Source organism: Enorma shizhengliae (assembly GCF_009676995.1).
GTDB classification, from domain to species: Bacteria; Actinomycetota; Coriobacteriia; order Coriobacteriales; family Coriobacteriaceae; genus Enorma; species Enorma massiliensis.
The window spans coordinates 109965-126788 of record NZ_VTFZ01000002.1; the positions used below are offsets into that span (position 1 = coordinate 109965).

Consider the following 16824-nt stretch of genomic DNA (forward strand, 5'->3'; position numbering starts at 1 on the left):
CAAGGCCCGTCTATGCGGGGGCGTGGCCGGGCTTAACCTGATCGTAGGCGTAGACCCACCAGCGCAGGCTCTCATCGGTTCCCAGGGCGGGCTGTGCGCCCCGCCGTTCGAGATACAGGTCGGTTTCGTGCCTGCCGAGCCTCACCCGGTACCGCGCCATCTGCCGACCGCCCGCCTCTGCGCCAAAGCGACCGGCTTCAAGCACCTCGTCAATGGGGAAGCTACGGCCGTCCCGCCATGCGACGCACACGGGCTCGATCGCGCCGTCGCGCCCGAACCGGGCCACGACGTCGACGTACTCGCGGTGGATGCGCCGCCGTTCCCCAGATGTCGTCGTCACATAGTCCATGGCACTAGTATCGAACAACCGTTTGCATTTTGCTAGCGAACATGGCGTGGATTCTCCGTGCGCGTTCGAGTGCCGTGTCCGGACGCCATGCAAAACTAGGACAGAGGCGATTTTGCAAAACTAGGACAGAGGCGATTTCGCCTATGTGCGCGGGGTGCCGCAACGATGTGAAAGCCCCTGCCACAGCGTTGCGGTCGAGAGCCTCTGTCCCCGGTTTCACGTTATGAGCGGAGGGCCCGCTCGAGGTCTCCGCGGTTCAGGGCCTCTTCGAAGAGATACTTGAAGACGGCATCGCCATGGAGGCCGTCGTGCTCAAATTCGTTCGTGACCCATGCGTGGCTTGCGCCCACACGGCTGAGCGTGTCGAGCTGCAGGCCGGAGTCGACGTACATGTCGTCGAAGTAGACGGCCGCTTGGAGCGGCACCTCGTTGGCCGCAAGGCGCACCTGGTCGTAGATGCGGTCGAACTGGTCGTCTTCCATGAGGAGTGAAACCGCCGCCTCGAATGGTTTGAGTTCGGGCATCTGGGCGAACATCCAGGGGAAGCAGGCTTCGCCGGTAAAGAGGAGCGGCCGTTCGCTGGTGTCGAACGCCGCGCGCGACGCCTTCTCATGCTCGGCCGCCCATCCTATGGGCTTGGTCATGCCGTCAGCGTAGATGAACTCCTGGAGCGTCCAGTAGAGCGGGTTGGCTGCGGTGCTCGTACGCTCGAGCACGCTCATGAGGAAGCCGTCCGAGAGCGCCAGCCCCGCGGGGTCTTTTGTCGGCACCGAGCCGTCGCCCTCTTCGAACGCGTGGTCAAAGAGCCAGTGCATCCGCTCGAAGCTCGGCTTCATGCCAAAATCGCTGCCCAGGAGCTGTAGACGCTCCACGGTGAGCGGACTGCCGTCGGGCAGGGTCACGCCGCCTGCGGCAACACGGTCCGCCACCGCGGCCACGCGCATGGCGTCCTCGGGGTAGCGTGCGTAGTACTGCCCGGTCTTAGCGGCCATGCGCGGAAACGTGTGAGCGTAGACCTCAGCGGCGCTCGCCGGCACGTGTGGGATGCCGCCGCAGGTGAAGCTCGCCGCTACGCCTTCAGGGAAGAGCGAGAGGTAAGTGAGGGTGAGAAAGCCGCCGTAGCTCTGGCCGAGCGTCGTCCACGGTCTTCCCCCGAAGGCCGTGAGGCGCAGATATTCGAAATCGTAAACGATGGAACGGGCGAGGAAGCGCTTGAGGAAATCGGCCTGCGCGCGAGCGGCGGTGGCGGCAGGCGTGCCCTCGGCCGGGGGCGTAGCGGCCTCTGCTTCGGTTCCCGCGTTGTCGCGCGCGGCGCTCGCAGCGTCCTTGTCAGCAGCCATGGCCGTGCCGGCTGCGGTTCCACCCGCGCCGTGGGATATGTCGGCGCCACATGCCGCCGCGAGCCTCGCCATCGTCTGCCCGCTCACGCGCGAGCTGCGGCCCGTGCCGCGCTGGTCGGGAAGCACCACGCGGAAGTGCTTGATGGCCTCAGCGATCCATCCGTCTGCCGTGGGCGAGGTGGGGCGCGGCCCCTCGCCGCCCGGCCCTCCCTGCAGGAAGACGAGGAGCGGCAGGTCATCGTGGGCATGTTCGGGATCGCAGAGGGTTCGATAGAAGAGCTTGATGCTCTCGGGTGCTCCGGGGATGGGGTCGGGGAAGGCGCCGTGACGCACGCCGATACCCACCGCGAGCGTTGCCGGCTCGAGCCCGCGCCAGTCGAGCGGCACATCGATCGAGAAGTCCTCGACGTAGAGTCCGGGAACATAGTAGCTGGCGAGTTTGGTCATGGTTTCTCCTCGGGTACGCGGCGCTGTGCGGAACGTGACAGCGTGATTGCTGACAACAGGGTACACTCAATACGAGTTTACGAGAACGATTCGAAGGGGAGTTCCATGTCCCACGACATCCAAGATATCCCACGCTACGTTACCGAGCTTGCGAAGGCGTCCAAGGCGGCGAGCCTGCCGCTCGGCCGCGCCACCGATGCCGAGCGCATAGCGGCGGTGCGCGCCATGGCCCAAGAGCTCCGGGCCCGCACGGGCGAGATTCTTGCCGCGAACGCCCAAGATATGGAGGCCGCCCGCGCTGCGGGCACGAGCGAGGGGCTCCTGGACCGGCTGCTTCTCACCCCTGATCGCATCGAGGGCATGGCGGCTGGGCTCGAGGCCTTGGCCGGCCTGCCCGATCCCGTGGGGCGCGTGCTCGAGCACCGCACCATCAGTGAAGGGCTCGACCTTACCCGCGTGAGCGTGCCTCTGGGGCTTGTGGCCATGGTCTACGAGGCGCGCCCCAACGTGACGTCCGACGCCGCGGGCATCTGCATCCGCACGGGCAACGCCTGCATCCTGCGCGGGGGCTCCATCGCGCAGCGCTCATGCGTGGCCATCGCCCATGCGCTCGCCGACGCTGTGGAGGCGCAGGGCTTCCCCCGGGAGGCCGTTTCCATCATCGAGACCACGGACCGCGCCGCCACGGGTGCGCTCATGGGCTTGCGCGGCATCGTCGATGTGCTCATCCCGCGCGGCGGCGCGGGGCTCATCAGCCGTTGCGTGCGCGAGGCGCAGGTGCCGGTCATCGAGACGGGGACGGGCAACTGCCATATCTACGTGCACGAGAGCGCAGATTTCGATAAGGCGCGCGCGATCGTGATGAACGCGAAGACCCAGCGCGTGGGAGTTTGCAACGCCGCCGAGTCGCTCCTCGTGGACGAAGCGGTTGCGCCCGCGTTCCTGCCGCTCATCTTGCGGGACCTGGCCGGAGCCGGGGTCACCATTCATGGCGATGCTGCTGCGTCGGCGGTCGCGGAGGCCGATTCCGTCGTGGGCGAGCGGTTCGTTCCCGCGGTGGAAGAGGACTGGGATCGCGAGTATCTTGCCCTCGAGATGAGCGTCAAGTGCGTGAGCGGCTTAGACGAGGCGATTGCCCACATCAATGCGCACGGCACGCATCATTCTGAGGCCATCGTTGCCGAGGACCGGGAAGCATGCGAGCGCTTCCTTGCCGAGGTCGACGCTGCCGCGGTCTATGCCAATGCGAGCACGCGCTTCACCGACGGCGGCGAGTTCGGCCTGGGCGCCGAGATCGGCATCTCCACCCAGAAGCTCCACGCACGCGGACCCTTCGCGGCCGAGGCGCTTACCACGTATAAATACGAGATTCGTGGGGCGGGGCAAATTAGGCCATAAGGTAGGGTACAATTTGCCAAACGATTGAGAGGAGATACCATGGCCCTGGAGCGCACCTATATCATGATCAAGCCGAACGCTGTGGCGGAGCGCCACGTAGGCGACATCATCGCGCGCATCGAGCGTACCGGCCTTTCCATCGAGCGCATGGAACTCGCCGTGCTGACCGAGGAGCAGGCGGAGGCGAACTATGCCGAGCATGTGGAGAAGCCCTTCTTCCGCGAGCTCGTTGACTTCATCACCTCGGGACCGGTTGTGAAGATGGTCGTCTCGGGCGAGAGCGCCATCAAGAAGATGCGTACGCTCATGGGCGCGACGAATCCCATCGACGCGGCACCGGGCACCATCCGCGGCGACTTCGGCCTCGACGTTGCGGCGAACGTGATTCACGGCTCAGATTCCCCCGAGGCTGCCGAGCGCGAAATCGCTTTGTTCTTCGGCGAGGAATAAGCGTCACAGAGCGGATTGAGCGATTGCTCCGTACCCGTGCACTGAACCGCTTTCCATTTCTTGGACAGGGAAATAATGCTCCAAAAGATGGGAAGCGGTTTATTGTGCTGGTGCGGGGCTTTTTGCTGACTAGTGGGTGTATTAAAAGGGATTGCGCGCCATTTTCAGGATACGTGCTGCTAAAGCAGAAACCGGGCCGGTTTCCGTTGCGCAGCGGAACCCGGCCCGGCATCTTGTCAGCGTTTGGGTATGCCTAGGCTTCGGTGTTTTCCTTTCCGAAGGTGTCGCGATCGGGCGCGAAGCTCTGCATGGCCTCGATCGTGCGGGCAAAGAGCTCGTCAAGTTCCCAGCCAAGCATCTCGGCGCCGGAGCGGATGACGTCGCGATTCACGCCGGCGGCAAAGCGCTTATCCTTGAATTTCTTCTTGAGCGACTTAACGTTGAAATCCATAACGCTCTTGCTGGGGCGCATCACGATGGCGGCGCCGATGAGGCCGGTCAGCTCCTCTGTGGCGAAGAGGATCTTCTCCATCTGGAGCTCCGGCTTTGGCAGCTCGGGGTTGAAATCCGAGGTGTGGCTTTGGATGGCGCGGACGAGCTCGGGTGTTCCGCCGGCCGCCTCGATGAGCGGGGTGGCGTAGAGGGTGTGCATGGCGGGCTCGTCGTCATGCTCCTCCCAATCGAGGTCGTGGAGCAGCCCCACGATGCCCCAGAACTCCTCGTTCTCGGGATCGAACTCGCGCGCGAAGTAGCGCATGGTCTGCTCAACGGTCTCGCCGTGCTCGATATGGAAGGCATCCTTGTTGTGCTCGGTCAGAAGCGCGAACGCCTCGTCACGCGTCATACCGGCGGAAAGCCTCTCTGCCATGAATCCCCCTTTGTCGTGTGTCGAGTGTGCTCATTATAGGACAACATATGGAGGGGGAGTTGCCTGCCGGCGCATGCGGCTGGCCATGCCTATATCTGCGCTTCAACCACTTCGTATCCCGCTTCGCGCACTGCCCTCGAGCATGCCTCCTTGTCGACCGGATGCTTACTGCGCACGATGACCGTACCGGGTAGCTTTGCCTCAGCGATGACGTCGAGCGATTGAAGGGCATCCTCGATGCGGCGGGCGCAGTTCTCACAGTGCATGCCGTCTACCTGCAGCTCAAGTGCATATGGGTAGCGTTTGGCATCGATATGGCGTGCACGGCGTTGCCTTTGCCGGACAGGCTGGGCACCTCCGCCCTCGCAACCACAGCCTCCGCCGCGCCCAATGCGTATCGCTTGCCGGGCGAGAATAAAAACCGCGAGCGCTAAAGCGGTCCCAACGATAAGGTAGTCGACCATGCTTGCCTCCATGATTCTTCAGAGTGACGCGAAACTTGCCGAAAAAAAGTAATATAAGTCTAACATTCTTCCGATGATGTGTTGCAATCAAGATGATCGGGCAGCGTTCATGACGCGTTGGTACAATGACGCCATGAACATCCGACGCGTCTCTGAGCGCTCCAAGCGCGACTACCTTCAGCTGCTTCTGCTTGCCGACGAGCAGGAGGATATGATCGACCGCTATCTGGGGCGCGGCACCATGTTTGCCCTCGATATAGCGGGAAAGACGGTTGGGGTCTGCGTGGTAACCGATGAAGGGGACCGCGTGCTCGAGATTAAGAACCTCGCTGTCGATCCAGCCTACCAGCGCCGTGGCCTCGGTCGCGCGCTCATCGAGTTCATCGCGCGAAACGCGAAGGGCACCTATGACACGCTGCAGGTGGGTACGGGGGACAGCCCACTCACGGTGCCCTTTTACGAAGCATGCGGTTTCGTGCGCCACCACCGCATCGAGCATTTCTTCATCGACAACTACGACCACCCGATCGTGGAGGCAGGCGTTCTGCTCAAAGATATGGTTTACCTGCGGCGGAGCCTGTAAAGCGATGGTGTGAAGCCGAGGGGGGCGAGGCGGCTGCAGGGCACCTGCATAAAGCGCAGCCCTCAACTGCCGTGAGCCGGTCTTCGTGCGCGCAATCGGTCGGGCGGCGGAGGAGATCGCCTTAAATCGGTCGGGCGGCGGAATCGCCTCACGCGACACGACTAAGGAGGCTTTGCAGCTTCTTGTCGAATGTGAGGGCCTCTCGCCCGTTCTCGGCAACTTCGGCTGCCAGCACGCAATCGACGAAGTCGAACGAACTTCCGCTGTAAAGGCCCAGGGCTGCGGCGGCAACGCGTTTACGGCGGCATGTTACCTCATCGAGCAGGATGCCAAGGCTCTCGGCAATGTCCGAACGGCTGACGTGGTACACGCCAGAGAGCACATATACGCACTCGGCCAGCACCTCGACGGTAACCTCGGCACCTGCTTCTATTGTTTCGGCGACGCAATCCGATTGCTCCCGAATGTCTTCGAGGAGGTAGCGGAGAACCGCGTTGGCATCAAGCAACTTCTCCATGCTTCTCCACCATCATTCGCTCGAATGCGCTCTTCTCAAGCGCGCGCTTGCTATCGTCCGCGTATGGGGCTAGAAGGCCTTTTGCGCGCTTTGCCGGTACCGCACGCTCTTCTGGTACCGGCGCGATGCATGCTGCCGGGCGCCCATAGCGCATTATGATGCAGGCTTCACCGGTTCGTTCGACCGTAGCAACCAGATCGCTTAGGTGAGCCTTGGCGTCTGCCAAGCCGTACTTCTCAGCCCGATGCACGTCAACAGAGACAGAGCCCATCGCGCCCTCCCGATAACATCTTTGACCAACAACAGTATATCTCAAAGAATGACCAATTTGTTGGTCAATATATGCATCTGTGGGATAGGGCGTACATATGAATTTCGCACCTTGTAATGTTTGCAGCCAGTTGCAGACGAAACGCGTCCGGTCCGGCCGTGGGCGCGGCGTGCGTTCCTTCTTTGCCGGCCTCAAGCGGTACGGCGGGTCTTCACGCCGAAGCAGAAGTACAGGATGTGAAAGACCCATACGCAGAACAGAACGACCTGCCCCACGCGCACCGCGTGCATCATGGCGAAGCCGATGGCCATGAGAATGGTGACCGTCACCATCACGCGAATCTTGGTTGCCCAGTCCATGCCCTTGCCCGCCACGTAGCTCTCGAGGTTCTTCTTGTAGAGGGAGGTTCCCGTGAACCAGGCGTGCAGGCGCTCGGAGCTCTTGGCAAAGCAGAACGCCGCGAGCATCAGGAACGGGAACGCGGGCAGGAGCGGCACCACCGCCCCTACGGCTCCCAGGGCAAGCCCAACGCACCCCAGCGCTACAAGCAGGGCCTTTTTGACGTTCATCGTGCCTCCTTGCCACTCAGCCGGCGCCTCTCGGCCCGGGTCTCGTATACGTGTCGCAGCGCCGCCACAGGGTGGTGGAAGACCATCCTTGGGCCGGCGAAGCGCATGACCGCGCGAATTTTCTCGCGCATCGCGGGCGCGTAGCAGTGCACCCGGCAGTTGGAGCAGAAGGTCTTTTCCTCCATGAACGGGCATCTCTCGCTGCGAAGGCGCGCGTAAGCGGCGAGCTCGGCGCACTCCGGGCAGAGCTCGCCGCCCCTCGTCCCGTGCTTGGCTCGGCACCATAGCGCGATCATCTCGGAAACCATGCGCTTCTCGCGCTCGCGCTTGGCGGCCACGCGCGCGGCGTCGTTGCGGGCCATCAGCACACCCTTCCGCGCTCGACGGAAATCACCGTATCGGCGATGCGCATCGTCGATGCGCGATGCGATACCAAGAGCACGGTTCTACCAGCGCGCTCGCGGGCGAGTGCGCGCAGCACCACCGCTTCGTTGAGGCTGTCGAGATTGCTCGTCGGCTCATCGAGCAGCAGGAAGGATGCATCGTGCAAAAAGGCGCGTGCGAGTCCGATTCGCTGGCGTTCCCCTCCCGAGAGGGCGTCGCCGAGTTCTCCCACGGGCGTGTCATAGCCCTGGGGGAGCGTGCGGATGAACTCGTGCACGGATGCCTTGCGGCATGCCCCTTCGATTTCCTCGTCCGACGCATCCTGCTTGGCAATCAGCAAGTTCTGCTTGATGGTGCCCCGGAAGAGGTGGGTGTCTTGGGTAACGAACCCTTCGAGGGCGCGCAAGTCTGGGGTGTTGATATCGGACACGCTCCTTCCCGAGACCTCGACGCTGCCCGAATCTGGTAGCCAAAAGCGCATGAAGAGCTTGAGCAGCGTGGACTTCCCGCTTCCGCTCCTGCCAGTGATGCCCACGATCGCCCCTTCCGGAGCCTCGAGCGAGATGCCGCGCAAGACCGGTTCGTTCTCGTATGCGAAGGCCACGTCTCGCGCGGCCGCCCCGCTGAAGCTCACGGGCTCATGGCCGGTGACATCTGTGACCCGGGGGCTCTCGTCGAGGATGTCGAGGACGCGGTTGCCCGCCGCGAAGGTCCCCTGCAGCGTGCTGCCCAGGTTCGCGAGCGCGATGGTCGGGCCGAACGAGCCCATGAGCGTCACGGTGGGTACGAGGACGCCCGTCGGTTCCTGGCCACCGCAGACCCATGCTGAGAGCAGGAGCATGCCTATGTCGAAGACGAGAACGACCGCGCCCGATGCGGCGGCATTTCTACCTGCGACGCGCTTCAAGCGCTCTTCGTCCACCGAGAGCGCGCGGGTTCGCTCGCGGAGTTCGTCCAGACGCTCGGCACCGCGGTCATACTGCTGAATCTCGTCGAGGCCGCGCAGGCTATCGAGGACGAACCCCGAGAGCTCTCCCGACCGCGTGCGAAACCTGAGGCCGTCGTCACCGCTTGCGCGCGACGCTAGCCAGGGCAGCACGATGCCCACCGTTGCGTATGCGAACGCCGCATAGATGCCGAGCACGACGCTAAACGACCCGATGAAGCCGATGAGGATGGCGCAGAATGCAAGCGCGATGAGGGCCGGCGAGATGGTGTGCGCGTAGAACACCTCGAGCAGCTCGATGTCGGAGGTGATGACGGAGATGAGCTCTCCTTTGCCGCGACCCTCGAGTTTGGCGGGGGCGAGCCTTCGCAGCGCCCGAAAGACGCGATCGCGGATGAGCGCAAGGAGCTTGAAGGCGATGAAGTGGTTGCACGCCTGCTCGCCATATCGCAGGGCGCCGCGCGCCACCGCGCATAACGCCATCGCGCCAGCAATGCCCGCGAGCGGTAGCGACGCTTCGCCCATCACGGAAAGGATGCCGTATGCTCCGAGCACGGTGAGGGCTGTAGCGCAGAGATGCCCGACAAGCCCCATCGCGATGGCGAGCACCATATACCCAGCGAGCGGGCGAACGAGCCCCACGAGCCGTGACATCACGGCGATGCCGCTTCTTCTCATCTGGTTGCCTCCTCGCAGCCGAGGTTCTCGAGTTCCTGTTGGGCCGTCCACAGCGCGGCGTACGCGTCTTTGCGCGCTACGAGCTCGGCGTGGGTCCCCGTTTCCTTAACGGAGCCGTGGGAGAGCACCGCGATCTGGTCGGCGCCCGTCACGTTTGCCAGGCGATGCGAGATAACGATCACGGTCTTATCGGCCTGGCTCCGTGCGAGCCCCTCGATGGCCGCCATGATGGCGTCTTCGCTCTCCACGTCCACGTTCGACGCCGCCTCATCGAAGATATAGATGCGTGCATCGTGCAGGAGGGCGCGCGCGAGCGCGAGGCGTTGGCGTTGTCCGCCGGAGAGGTTCGACGCCTGCTCGGCGAGGCGCGTTTCAAGGCCCTGTTCTGAGCGCAGGTACCCTGCGAGCTGTGTGGTCTCAAGGGCACGCCAGAGTTCCTCGTCCGTAGCGTTCGGCTTGGCTGCAAGGAGGTTCTCCCGCACCGTTCCCCTAAAGAGGTAGCTTTGGTGGCCCACATACGTTACCTGTCGCATGAGGGCGGAGGGGCCGAGCTCCGAGAGCTTGGTGCCGCCTATGGTGATGGAGCCGGTGTACGCGCGGTTCCTGCCCATGAGTACCGAGGCGAGCGTCGACTTCCCGCATCCGCTCTCGCCCACGATCGCCGTGAACGAGCCCTCGGGGATCGCGAGGTTCACGTTGGTGAGGACGGCTTTCCGGGCGGCGTCGTCGCCTTGGTAGGCGAAGCCGAGGCCGGAGATGCGGATATCCGAACGAGTGGGGAAGGGCAACGAGCCCACAGCGGGCTCCTCGGCATCAAGCAGGCGGAAGATCTTGTCGCTCGCCGCCATGCCGTTCATGGCGATGTGGAAAAACGACCCGAGCTGGCGCATGGGAAGGAAGTAGTCGGCGGCGAGCAGCATGATCATGAGGCAGCCAGCGAGGTCGATCGCTCCCGCCTGGAACTGGAAGAGGCTTACGGCAATGCCTGCGGCAGCGCCGCCGTAGGCAACGATGTCCATGATGGCGATGGAATTGAGCTGCATGACGAGCACGCGCATAGTGATGCGGCGGAACTCCTCGGCTCGCTCGTTCATTTCGCGCTGCTTCATCTCGTCTGCTGCATAGATCTTGAGGGTCGTGAGCCCCTGCAGGTTCTCGAGGAAGGTGTCGCCGAGCGCTGTATAGCTTCCCCAGTATTTTGAGAGGAGCCGCTTCGCCCAAGTTTGAACGGCAGCGATGGCAAGGGGGATGAGCGGCACGCAGACGAGCAGCACCACGGCTGCCACAAGGCTCACGGGCGCGAGCACGACAAAGAGCGTAAGAGGTGCGAGCAGGGCGTAGAAGAGCTGGGGGAGGTAGGACCCAAAGTAGGTTTCGAGCTGATCGACCCCTTCGACCGAGACCTGCACGACTTCGGAGGTGAGCGCATGCTCGCGATAGGACGGTCCGAGACGCAGGAGCTTCTCGTAGATGATGGGCCTCAGCCGCTGCTTCACCGAGCGGGCCGCACGAAAGCTCGCCTTCGCCGCGCTGGTCGTGCAGAGCGCGCGCACGGCGATGGCGGCGAGGGCCACACCGGCGGTGAGGACGAAATCACCCGTCGACGCCGAATGCTCGAAAATGCTTCCGAGCATTCGGCAAACGACCGAGATCAAGCAGATGTTCGCAACGAGAGAGACCCACTGGAATGCGACGTTCTGGGCGACGAATCTCCTGCTCTCGGGTACCAGCCCTATGAGCCGCTTGTTGATCATCATGCCTATGGATCCTCCCGTCTGCCGGCCGGGCACCGGTCCGGCCGCGGCGTACCATGTAGTTAGGCATGGTAAACTAAGCGGCTATAAATTAGAAGACTCTAACTATTTATCAAGGTAAACGGCTTCCGTCAAATGAAGCCGCCCACCGAGCGCCGCGATGGGTACGTTCTTGAAGGTCGCTCGGAGAACACAGGGAAATGGTGCCCGGTTCGTCTGGTCAGACCTTTTACTCACCACTGCTCGAGGAAGGCGAGCGTTCGGCGAAAGGCGTCTTCGCGACTAGTGGAGCATTCCTGGGGGAACCGCCGCTCTTCGCGGAAAAGCCTAAGCATGTCGGTTTCCATGGGAACCATGATATGGCTCGCGTGCTCGTAGGTAACGCGCGCGACCTCCCAGGGGTGATCCTGCGCGCGCAGGCGGCGCTCGATGCGGCGGCACGCCTCGTCGCTCGGCCACATGGCGTCGTGCTCGGGGCTGATAAGCATCACGGGCCCGTTGATGCGTTCAACCTTGATGGCAGATGTCGCCGATGCGCCCTCCAGCATACGCTCGTAGACGAAGCGCATGTCGAGCTGCCGTTCAGTAATCATGCGCCGGATGATGCCCAGATACGGCAGGCGTATGCCCCCGGGCGCGCAGCCGAGGGACTCACCGCGCCACGTCCAGCTCGAGCGCGTGGACACGCCTTTGCTGGCAAGGCCGCCTGACCCTGTGATACCCGGCATGACATGGTCGAGCGGCGAGAGCGCGACCGCACACGTGAGATCCGGCATGAGAGACGCCGCCAGAAGCGCGAGCTCGCCGCCCTTGGAGATGCCGTATATGCCTATGCGTTCGTAGCCGCGGCTGCGTAGGAGGGCGCATGCCCGCTCGACGCTCTCGACCGGCACCTCGACGAGCTCGTCGGGAAGGCCTGGTACGTTCCAATAGCAGAGCCCGAGCGCCGCCACGCCCTCTCGGGCAAAGCGCGCGCCGAGGTTGCGCGGGATGTTCTCGTTGCCCTCACTGCCGCCGAGGACGATAAGCGCCTTGCCGGTGAATCGTCCGGAAAACTCGCCATCCGGCGAAGGCCCCGTCGTTGGCTCATGCAGAAAGCCGTAGAAGCCGTCCTTCTCGACCGCGAAGCACTCCATACGAATCGCCAGCCCTCCTATACAAACGAGAAAGCCAGCATTGCTGCGAACATGATGGTGAACACGAGGTTGCTCCAACCGCCAAAGAGCACGCAGCGCGCCGGTTGCGGAACGCGAAGCCATGCGAAGCCGAGAAACGACGTCACAATGGGCGTGCATACGACCATCCATTGCGGAAGAATCGTCTGTCCCGCTATGATCGCAATGCCGAGAAGCACGAATGCCGCGTACATCGGAAGCGTGGCAATGCGCTGGAGCGCCATGATGTTGTCGGCGACCTGATCGACGAGCGTATCGTCGCCCGTGCGCGCAGCGATGGCGAGATATGGGTATTGGGCATGGTAGGACCCGCCGCAAATTAGGGCAAGGGAGAGCAGCGCGGCAATCACCCACATCAGCCAGGGAAACTCTCCTGCCCCGAGCATCGACAGCCCTGCGAATCCGACAATGTAGAGAAATGCGGCGACGGGTCCGAGCAGACCGCCCAAACGCACGCGTCCCTTGGGCAGGTTGCGCATAATCTGGGCGTAGGGGTACAGCGTGCCGTCCATGTCGTAAGCACCGGGCGTGAAGTATAGCAGCATGTCTCCAGCGAACATGACGAGCGAGCCAACAAGGCCGATGGCGAAAAACGGGGCTGCGGGCATCGGGAAGCCTCCTAACGAACTAGAATAAGTTAACTAAGTCTAACATAATAACAGCCGTCCGCTCTCTCGCTGGAGCGCAAAGCGCTGCAAGGTTTGTATGGGAAAAACACGAGGTGTGCCTAACGAGCACTCGATGCGCACTGGTGTCGTAAGGTTGCGGGCCTCAACCGAGCTGTAATTCGATGACCGGGGCGGCATTATCGCCGTCCCGGTCATTCGGTGAGGCGGGTGGGTGACCGGATGGGGCAGCGCTAGCGTCGCGCGTAGTTCATCAGAGCGTCCAGTCGGCGCTCTCGCGCTGGAGCGCGACCATGCGGGCGAAGAGACCGCCGGCGGACATGAGATGCTCGGGGCTGCCTTGCTCGGCAACGCGCCCGTCATCGAGCACCACGACCTTGTCCGCATTCATGACGGTACGCATGCGATGCGCGATTACGATGACCGTCTTGCCGGCAAGCAGCCGCGAGAGCGCCTCCTGTACCTTGGTCTCGTTCTCTACGTCCAAACTTGCCGTGGCCTCATCGAGGAGCACCACCGGTGCGCCCTTGAGGAGCGCCCGTGCGATGGAGATGCGCTGACGTTCTCCGCCCGAGAGGCGCGCTCCGTTCTCTCCGATCATGGTCTGGTACCCCTCTGGCATGCGCGAGACGAACTCATCGCAGTTGGCGGCCCGTGCCGCTGCAAGGACCTCCTCGTCGGTGGCTCCGCGCTTGCCCAAGCGGATGTTTTCCATAACCGTATCGTCGAAGAGCGTCACATCTTGAAAGACGACGGAAAAATCAGCGAGCAGCGACTCGGGCTCCACCGTGCTTACGTCCACACCGCCCACGCTCACGCGGCCGGAGCTCACGTCCCAGAGTCTGGCCGCAAGCCGCGCGCAGGTTGACTTACCGGAGCCCGACGGGCCCACGAGCGCCGTGACCTCGCCCTCGCATGCCGTGAAGGAAACATCCTCCAGCACCTTCTCGCCGTCCTGTTCGTACGCGAAGCCCACGTGTTCAAAGACCACGTCATGGCCGGAAGGGGAGTACTCGGCTCCGCCGCCGTCCAGCGGCTCCTCGAAGAAGCTTTTCATGCGTGCCGCAGCGGTGCGTGCCGAGAACAGCTCGGCGATGAGCATGAGCGCCTGGTCGAAGGGTGCATAGATGCGGCTCACCACGAGAAGGAAGCAGAAAAGTGTGAGGAAGTCGCAGGTGCCGTCAGCGATGAGGGTGGCGCCGGCGAGCAGCGTGGTGGCAAAACCCAAGCGCAGCACGATCTGCGCGCCGTTCACGCAGAGGCCCGTTGCAAGCTCGCCGCGGATAGCGGTGCGTTCCGCGGTGTCTACGCTTTTATAGATGTGCTGGAGGTAGAGTTCCTCCTGATTGGTGGCGCGCACTTCGCGCACGCACTCGAGAGCCTCTTGGATGTACTCGGACGTTTTGAGCCCCGCCATGCGCGTCCTGTGCATGAGCGGCTGGAGCTTGGAGCGCACGCCGAAGAGCATGAGCAGCGCTACCGGGCCCGACCACATGGACGCCACGGCGAGCCTCCAGTCGAACGCGGCGAGGCACACGAAGGCGATGGCCATGGTGGCGTAGGCGCCATAGAGCTCGGGGAGTACATGGCTGTAGGCGTGTTCGGTGGTCTTGACGTCACCCATGAGCGTCTCGGTGAGGTCTGCGAGGTCGCGACGGCCGAAGAAGCCCAGGGGTAGCTTCCGCAGGCGCTCGGCGAGCGCGATGCGCTGACGGCCACTCTCCTTGTAGATGACGCCGTATTGATAGTAGTATGCGAGGCGCTCGCACACGAAGAGGACCGCAAGGTAGACCGCGATCGCGACGATCCAGCCGACCAAGGGCACGGACAGCGGATCAAATCCCAGCTCTCCGAACGGCCCCAGCACGGCAGGCTCTCCCGTGAGCCGTGCTACGATCGCGCTCATGATGACGTAGACGAATCCCACGCTCGTGAAGACCACAAGGTTGGCGACGGTCGTCCAGACCGCACCGAGCTTGACGTTTCTCACGCCCTCGTCGGTGAGGGCGTACTTCTCCTTGATGGACATCTATGCCACGCTCCCTTCAACCCGGTCGGCGCGATGGGGCTCTGTCCCTTTCGGCTCCTTCGAGCTTTGCTCTGCGCTTGTGATTCTCCAGCTCACAGCCTTCTCGTAGTCGGCCCACATGCGCGCGTAGAGCCCTCCTGCGGCGAGGAGCTCCTCATGGGTGCCCTGCTCGGCCACGCATCCTTCGTTGAGCACGACGATCTTGTCGGCGTTCCTCACGGTGGAGAGTCGGTGCGCCACCATGAGCACCGTTCGCGGCGAGCCGTCCCGCCCTCGCGCAAGGCGTTTGAAGGCGGCCTGGATCTTCACTTCGTTCTCGGGGTCGGCGAAGGCTGTGGCCTCGTCGAGCACCACGATGGGTGCATCTTTTAGGATTGCGCGGGCGAGCATGAGCCGCTGTACCTCGCCTCCCGAGAGGTGGGAGCCATCGGTGCCATAGACGGTGTCCACTCCGTTCGGCAACTTGGCGATGATGTCTGAGCACTGCGCGGCCTCGAGTGCGGCCATTACTTGTTCGCGCGTGGCATCGGGGCGCGCGGCGCGCACGTTCTCCAGGATGCTCTGCGAGAAGAGCCGGTTCGCCTGGAAGACGAAGGCCACGCGGCCCATGAGGTCGGCGGGGTCCATGTCGCGAACATCGGTGTCGCCCACGAGGACGTGCCCGGAGTCTGCGTCCCAGAAACGCGGCACAAGGCTCGCGGCTGTTGTCTTCCCACCTCCAGAGGGCCCTACGAGCGCCACGGTGGCCCCTGCCGGCACATCGAAGGAGACGTGGTCGAGTGCGGGCTCCCCGCTTCCTTCGTACGTGAAGGTGACGTCGTTGAAGCGGATGGAGTTGTCCGCTGGCGTGCGCGGGCTTAGGGGCGCTTCAATCACGGGGGCGACGAGCACTTCCTCCACACGGTTCACGGCGTCCGTCGCCGATTGGAATGCATCGGACATGAACATTACGCGCGTCATGGCCGTAGGGATCACCGCTGAGAAGATCGCATAGAAGGCAAAGTTGGCGGCAAAGTGGGCGAGGTCGGTCTCGCCGGGAGCGAGAAGCACTGCCACCGGCACGAGGAAGGCTGCCGCCGCGCTGATGACGGTGAGCGAGAGCGCCTGCGGCGTCTGGCACCATTTCACGGCGTAATCCTGAGCGAGCACCGTGAACTCCTCGATGGCGTCGTGGAACGCGCGGAAGCTGTATACCGTCTGTTGGAAGACCTTGACCACGGGAATGCCGCGCACGTACTCGGTGCCCGTCTTGTTCATCTTCACGAGCGACTCCATGTAGCGCGTCATGAAGTCCATGCCTCGCCCACCCATCATGTAGAACATGCAGGCGAGGCTTACGACGACCGGCACGAGACAGGCCGCGCCCAGTCGCCAATCGAAGACGAAGAACAGCGCAAACATGCCTGCGATCATGGCTATTGAGCCCGCGGTGTCCGGCAGCTTGTGGGCGAGCAGGCCTTCGGTCTCGAGGGCGCAGCCATCCACCACGCGCCGGAGCGCTCCGCTCGCATGCGTATCGAAGTAGCCCAGGCTCGTGTGCATGAGGTGCTCGGTGGCGCGCTTGCGCATGTTGGAGGCGCAGCGGAAGGCCGCGAGGTGCGTGCACATGAGGCCTGCGAAGTAGAGCGCGATGGACGCCACGGCAAGGCCGAGCGCCCACCACCCGTAGGCGGCGATTCCTGTCGCCGCGCCCCAGTCGGGTGCCACGGCGATGAGATCGCGCGCGGCGAACCAGATGCACACATACGGTCCGAACGAAACGAGCATCGAGATGGCTGAGAGCACGCAGCCTAGGTAGGTGAGTGCTCGGCGCGGGCCGGCGAAGGCGAGCAGCCTCCCTACGGGATGCGCCGTCTTGTTGGGCCGCGCGTCCGCAGCAGCCTGTCCTTCCATAGAAGCCTCCGTTCCCTTGAACTGTTAGCACCGACTAACTTATCATGAGGACAAGACGATGTGCTGCGCATGCAGAAGCTTGG

The 16824-nt window shown here is 63.4% G+C and carries 16 protein-coding genes; 3 read left to right on the top strand and 13 right to left on the bottom strand.

Annotated features, from left to right (window positions below; translation table 11 throughout):
* Positions 1 to 10: 10 nt before the first annotated feature.
* Together GJE22_RS02870 and GJE22_RS02875 are read right to left on the bottom strand one after the other, a co-directional pair.
* Complete coding sequence (locus GJE22_RS02870; protein ID WP_144687731.1) at positions 11 to 367, bottom strand: hypothetical protein; 357 nt, start codon at positions 365 to 367, stop codon at positions 11 to 13.
* A gap of 203 nt (positions 368 to 570) precedes the next feature.
* Entirely contained in the window at positions 571 to 2136 is a 1566-nt protein-coding gene (locus tag GJE22_RS02875) for an alpha/beta fold hydrolase (protein WP_144687732.1), read from the bottom strand.
* 105 nt (positions 2137 to 2241) lie between these two features.
* On the opposite strand from GJE22_RS02875, the gene GJE22_RS02880 reads away from it, so the two are divergent.
* Entirely contained in the window at positions 2242 to 3534 is a 1293-nt protein-coding gene (locus GJE22_RS02880; protein ID WP_144687733.1) for a glutamate-5-semialdehyde dehydrogenase, read from the top strand.
* A gap of 39 nt (positions 3535 to 3573) precedes the next feature.
* Entirely contained in the window at positions 3574 to 3984 is a 411-nt protein-coding gene (ndk, locus tag GJE22_RS02885; protein WP_019128561.1) for a nucleoside-diphosphate kinase, read from the top strand.
* Between the two features lie 253 nt (positions 3985 to 4237).
* Here ndk and GJE22_RS02890 read toward each other — a convergent pair whose 3' ends face one another.
* A complete protein-coding gene (locus GJE22_RS02890) occupies positions 4238 to 4852 on the bottom strand; it encodes an HD family phosphohydrolase (RefSeq protein ID WP_144687734.1) in 615 nt (204 codons plus the stop codon).
* A gap of 89 nt (positions 4853 to 4941) precedes the next feature.
* Positions 4942 to 5316, bottom strand: coding sequence for a heavy-metal-associated domain-containing protein (locus GJE22_RS02895; RefSeq protein ID WP_186297378.1), 375 nt, complete (start codon positions 5314 to 5316; stop codon positions 4942 to 4944).
* A gap of 76 nt (positions 5317 to 5392) precedes the next feature.
* Between GJE22_RS02895 and GJE22_RS02900 the strand changes: the two genes are divergently transcribed.
* Complete coding sequence (locus tag GJE22_RS02900; RefSeq protein WP_328592318.1) at positions 5393 to 5899, top strand: GNAT family N-acetyltransferase; 507 nt, start codon at positions 5393 to 5395, stop codon at positions 5897 to 5899.
* Between the two features lie 148 nt (positions 5900 to 6047).
* On the opposite strand, the gene GJE22_RS02905 is transcribed toward GJE22_RS02900, so the two are convergent.
* From GJE22_RS02905 to GJE22_RS02945, 9 genes are all read right to left on the bottom strand, one after another.
* Positions 6048 to 6416 (bottom strand): PIN domain-containing protein, encoded by a 369-nt coding sequence (locus tag GJE22_RS02905; RefSeq protein ID WP_144687737.1) that lies wholly within the window; start codon positions 6414 to 6416, stop codon positions 6048 to 6050.
* Positions 6417 to 6878: 462 nt separating this feature from the next.
* On the bottom strand, positions 6879 to 7256 hold the full coding sequence (locus tag GJE22_RS02915; RefSeq protein ID WP_144687739.1) for a YbaN family protein: 378 nt from the start codon (positions 7254 to 7256) through the stop codon (positions 6879 to 6881).
* Positions 7253 to 7618: a nitrous oxide-stimulated promoter family protein gene (locus GJE22_RS02920; protein WP_144687740.1), complete on the bottom strand. Its 366-nt coding sequence runs from the start codon at positions 7616 to 7618 to the stop codon at positions 7253 to 7255. Before GJE22_RS02920 ends, GJE22_RS02915 begins: the two co-directional genes overlap by 4 nt.
* Positions 7618 to 9264: an amino acid ABC transporter ATP-binding/permease protein gene (locus GJE22_RS02925; protein ID WP_235896406.1), complete on the bottom strand. Its 1647-nt coding sequence runs from the start codon at positions 9262 to 9264 to the stop codon at positions 7618 to 7620. Before GJE22_RS02925 ends, GJE22_RS02920 begins: the two co-directional genes overlap by 1 nt.
* A complete protein-coding gene (locus GJE22_RS02930) occupies positions 9261 to 11021 on the bottom strand; it encodes an ABC transporter ATP-binding protein/permease (RefSeq protein ID WP_144687741.1) in 1761 nt (586 codons plus the stop codon). The genes GJE22_RS02925 and GJE22_RS02930 overlap by 4 nt, the downstream gene beginning before the upstream one ends.
* Before the next feature lie 230 nt (positions 11022 to 11251).
* On the bottom strand, positions 11252 to 12154 hold the full coding sequence (locus GJE22_RS02935; protein ID WP_186297379.1) for an acyl-CoA thioester hydrolase/BAAT C-terminal domain-containing protein: 903 nt from the start codon (positions 12152 to 12154) through the stop codon (positions 11252 to 11254).
* A gap of 17 nt (positions 12155 to 12171) precedes the next feature.
* Entirely contained in the window at positions 12172 to 12801 is a 630-nt protein-coding gene (locus tag GJE22_RS09905; RefSeq protein WP_186297380.1) for a DUF6796 family protein, read from the bottom strand.
* A gap of 271 nt (positions 12802 to 13072) precedes the next feature.
* A complete protein-coding gene (locus tag GJE22_RS02940) occupies positions 13073 to 14848 on the bottom strand; it encodes an ABC transporter ATP-binding protein (protein ID WP_144687743.1) in 1776 nt (591 codons plus the stop codon).
* A complete protein-coding gene (locus tag GJE22_RS02945; protein ID WP_144687744.1) occupies positions 14849 to 16741 on the bottom strand; it encodes an ABC transporter ATP-binding protein in 1893 nt (630 codons plus the stop codon). It abuts the gene before it with no gap.
* Between the last annotated feature and the right edge of the window lie 83 nt (positions 16742 to 16824).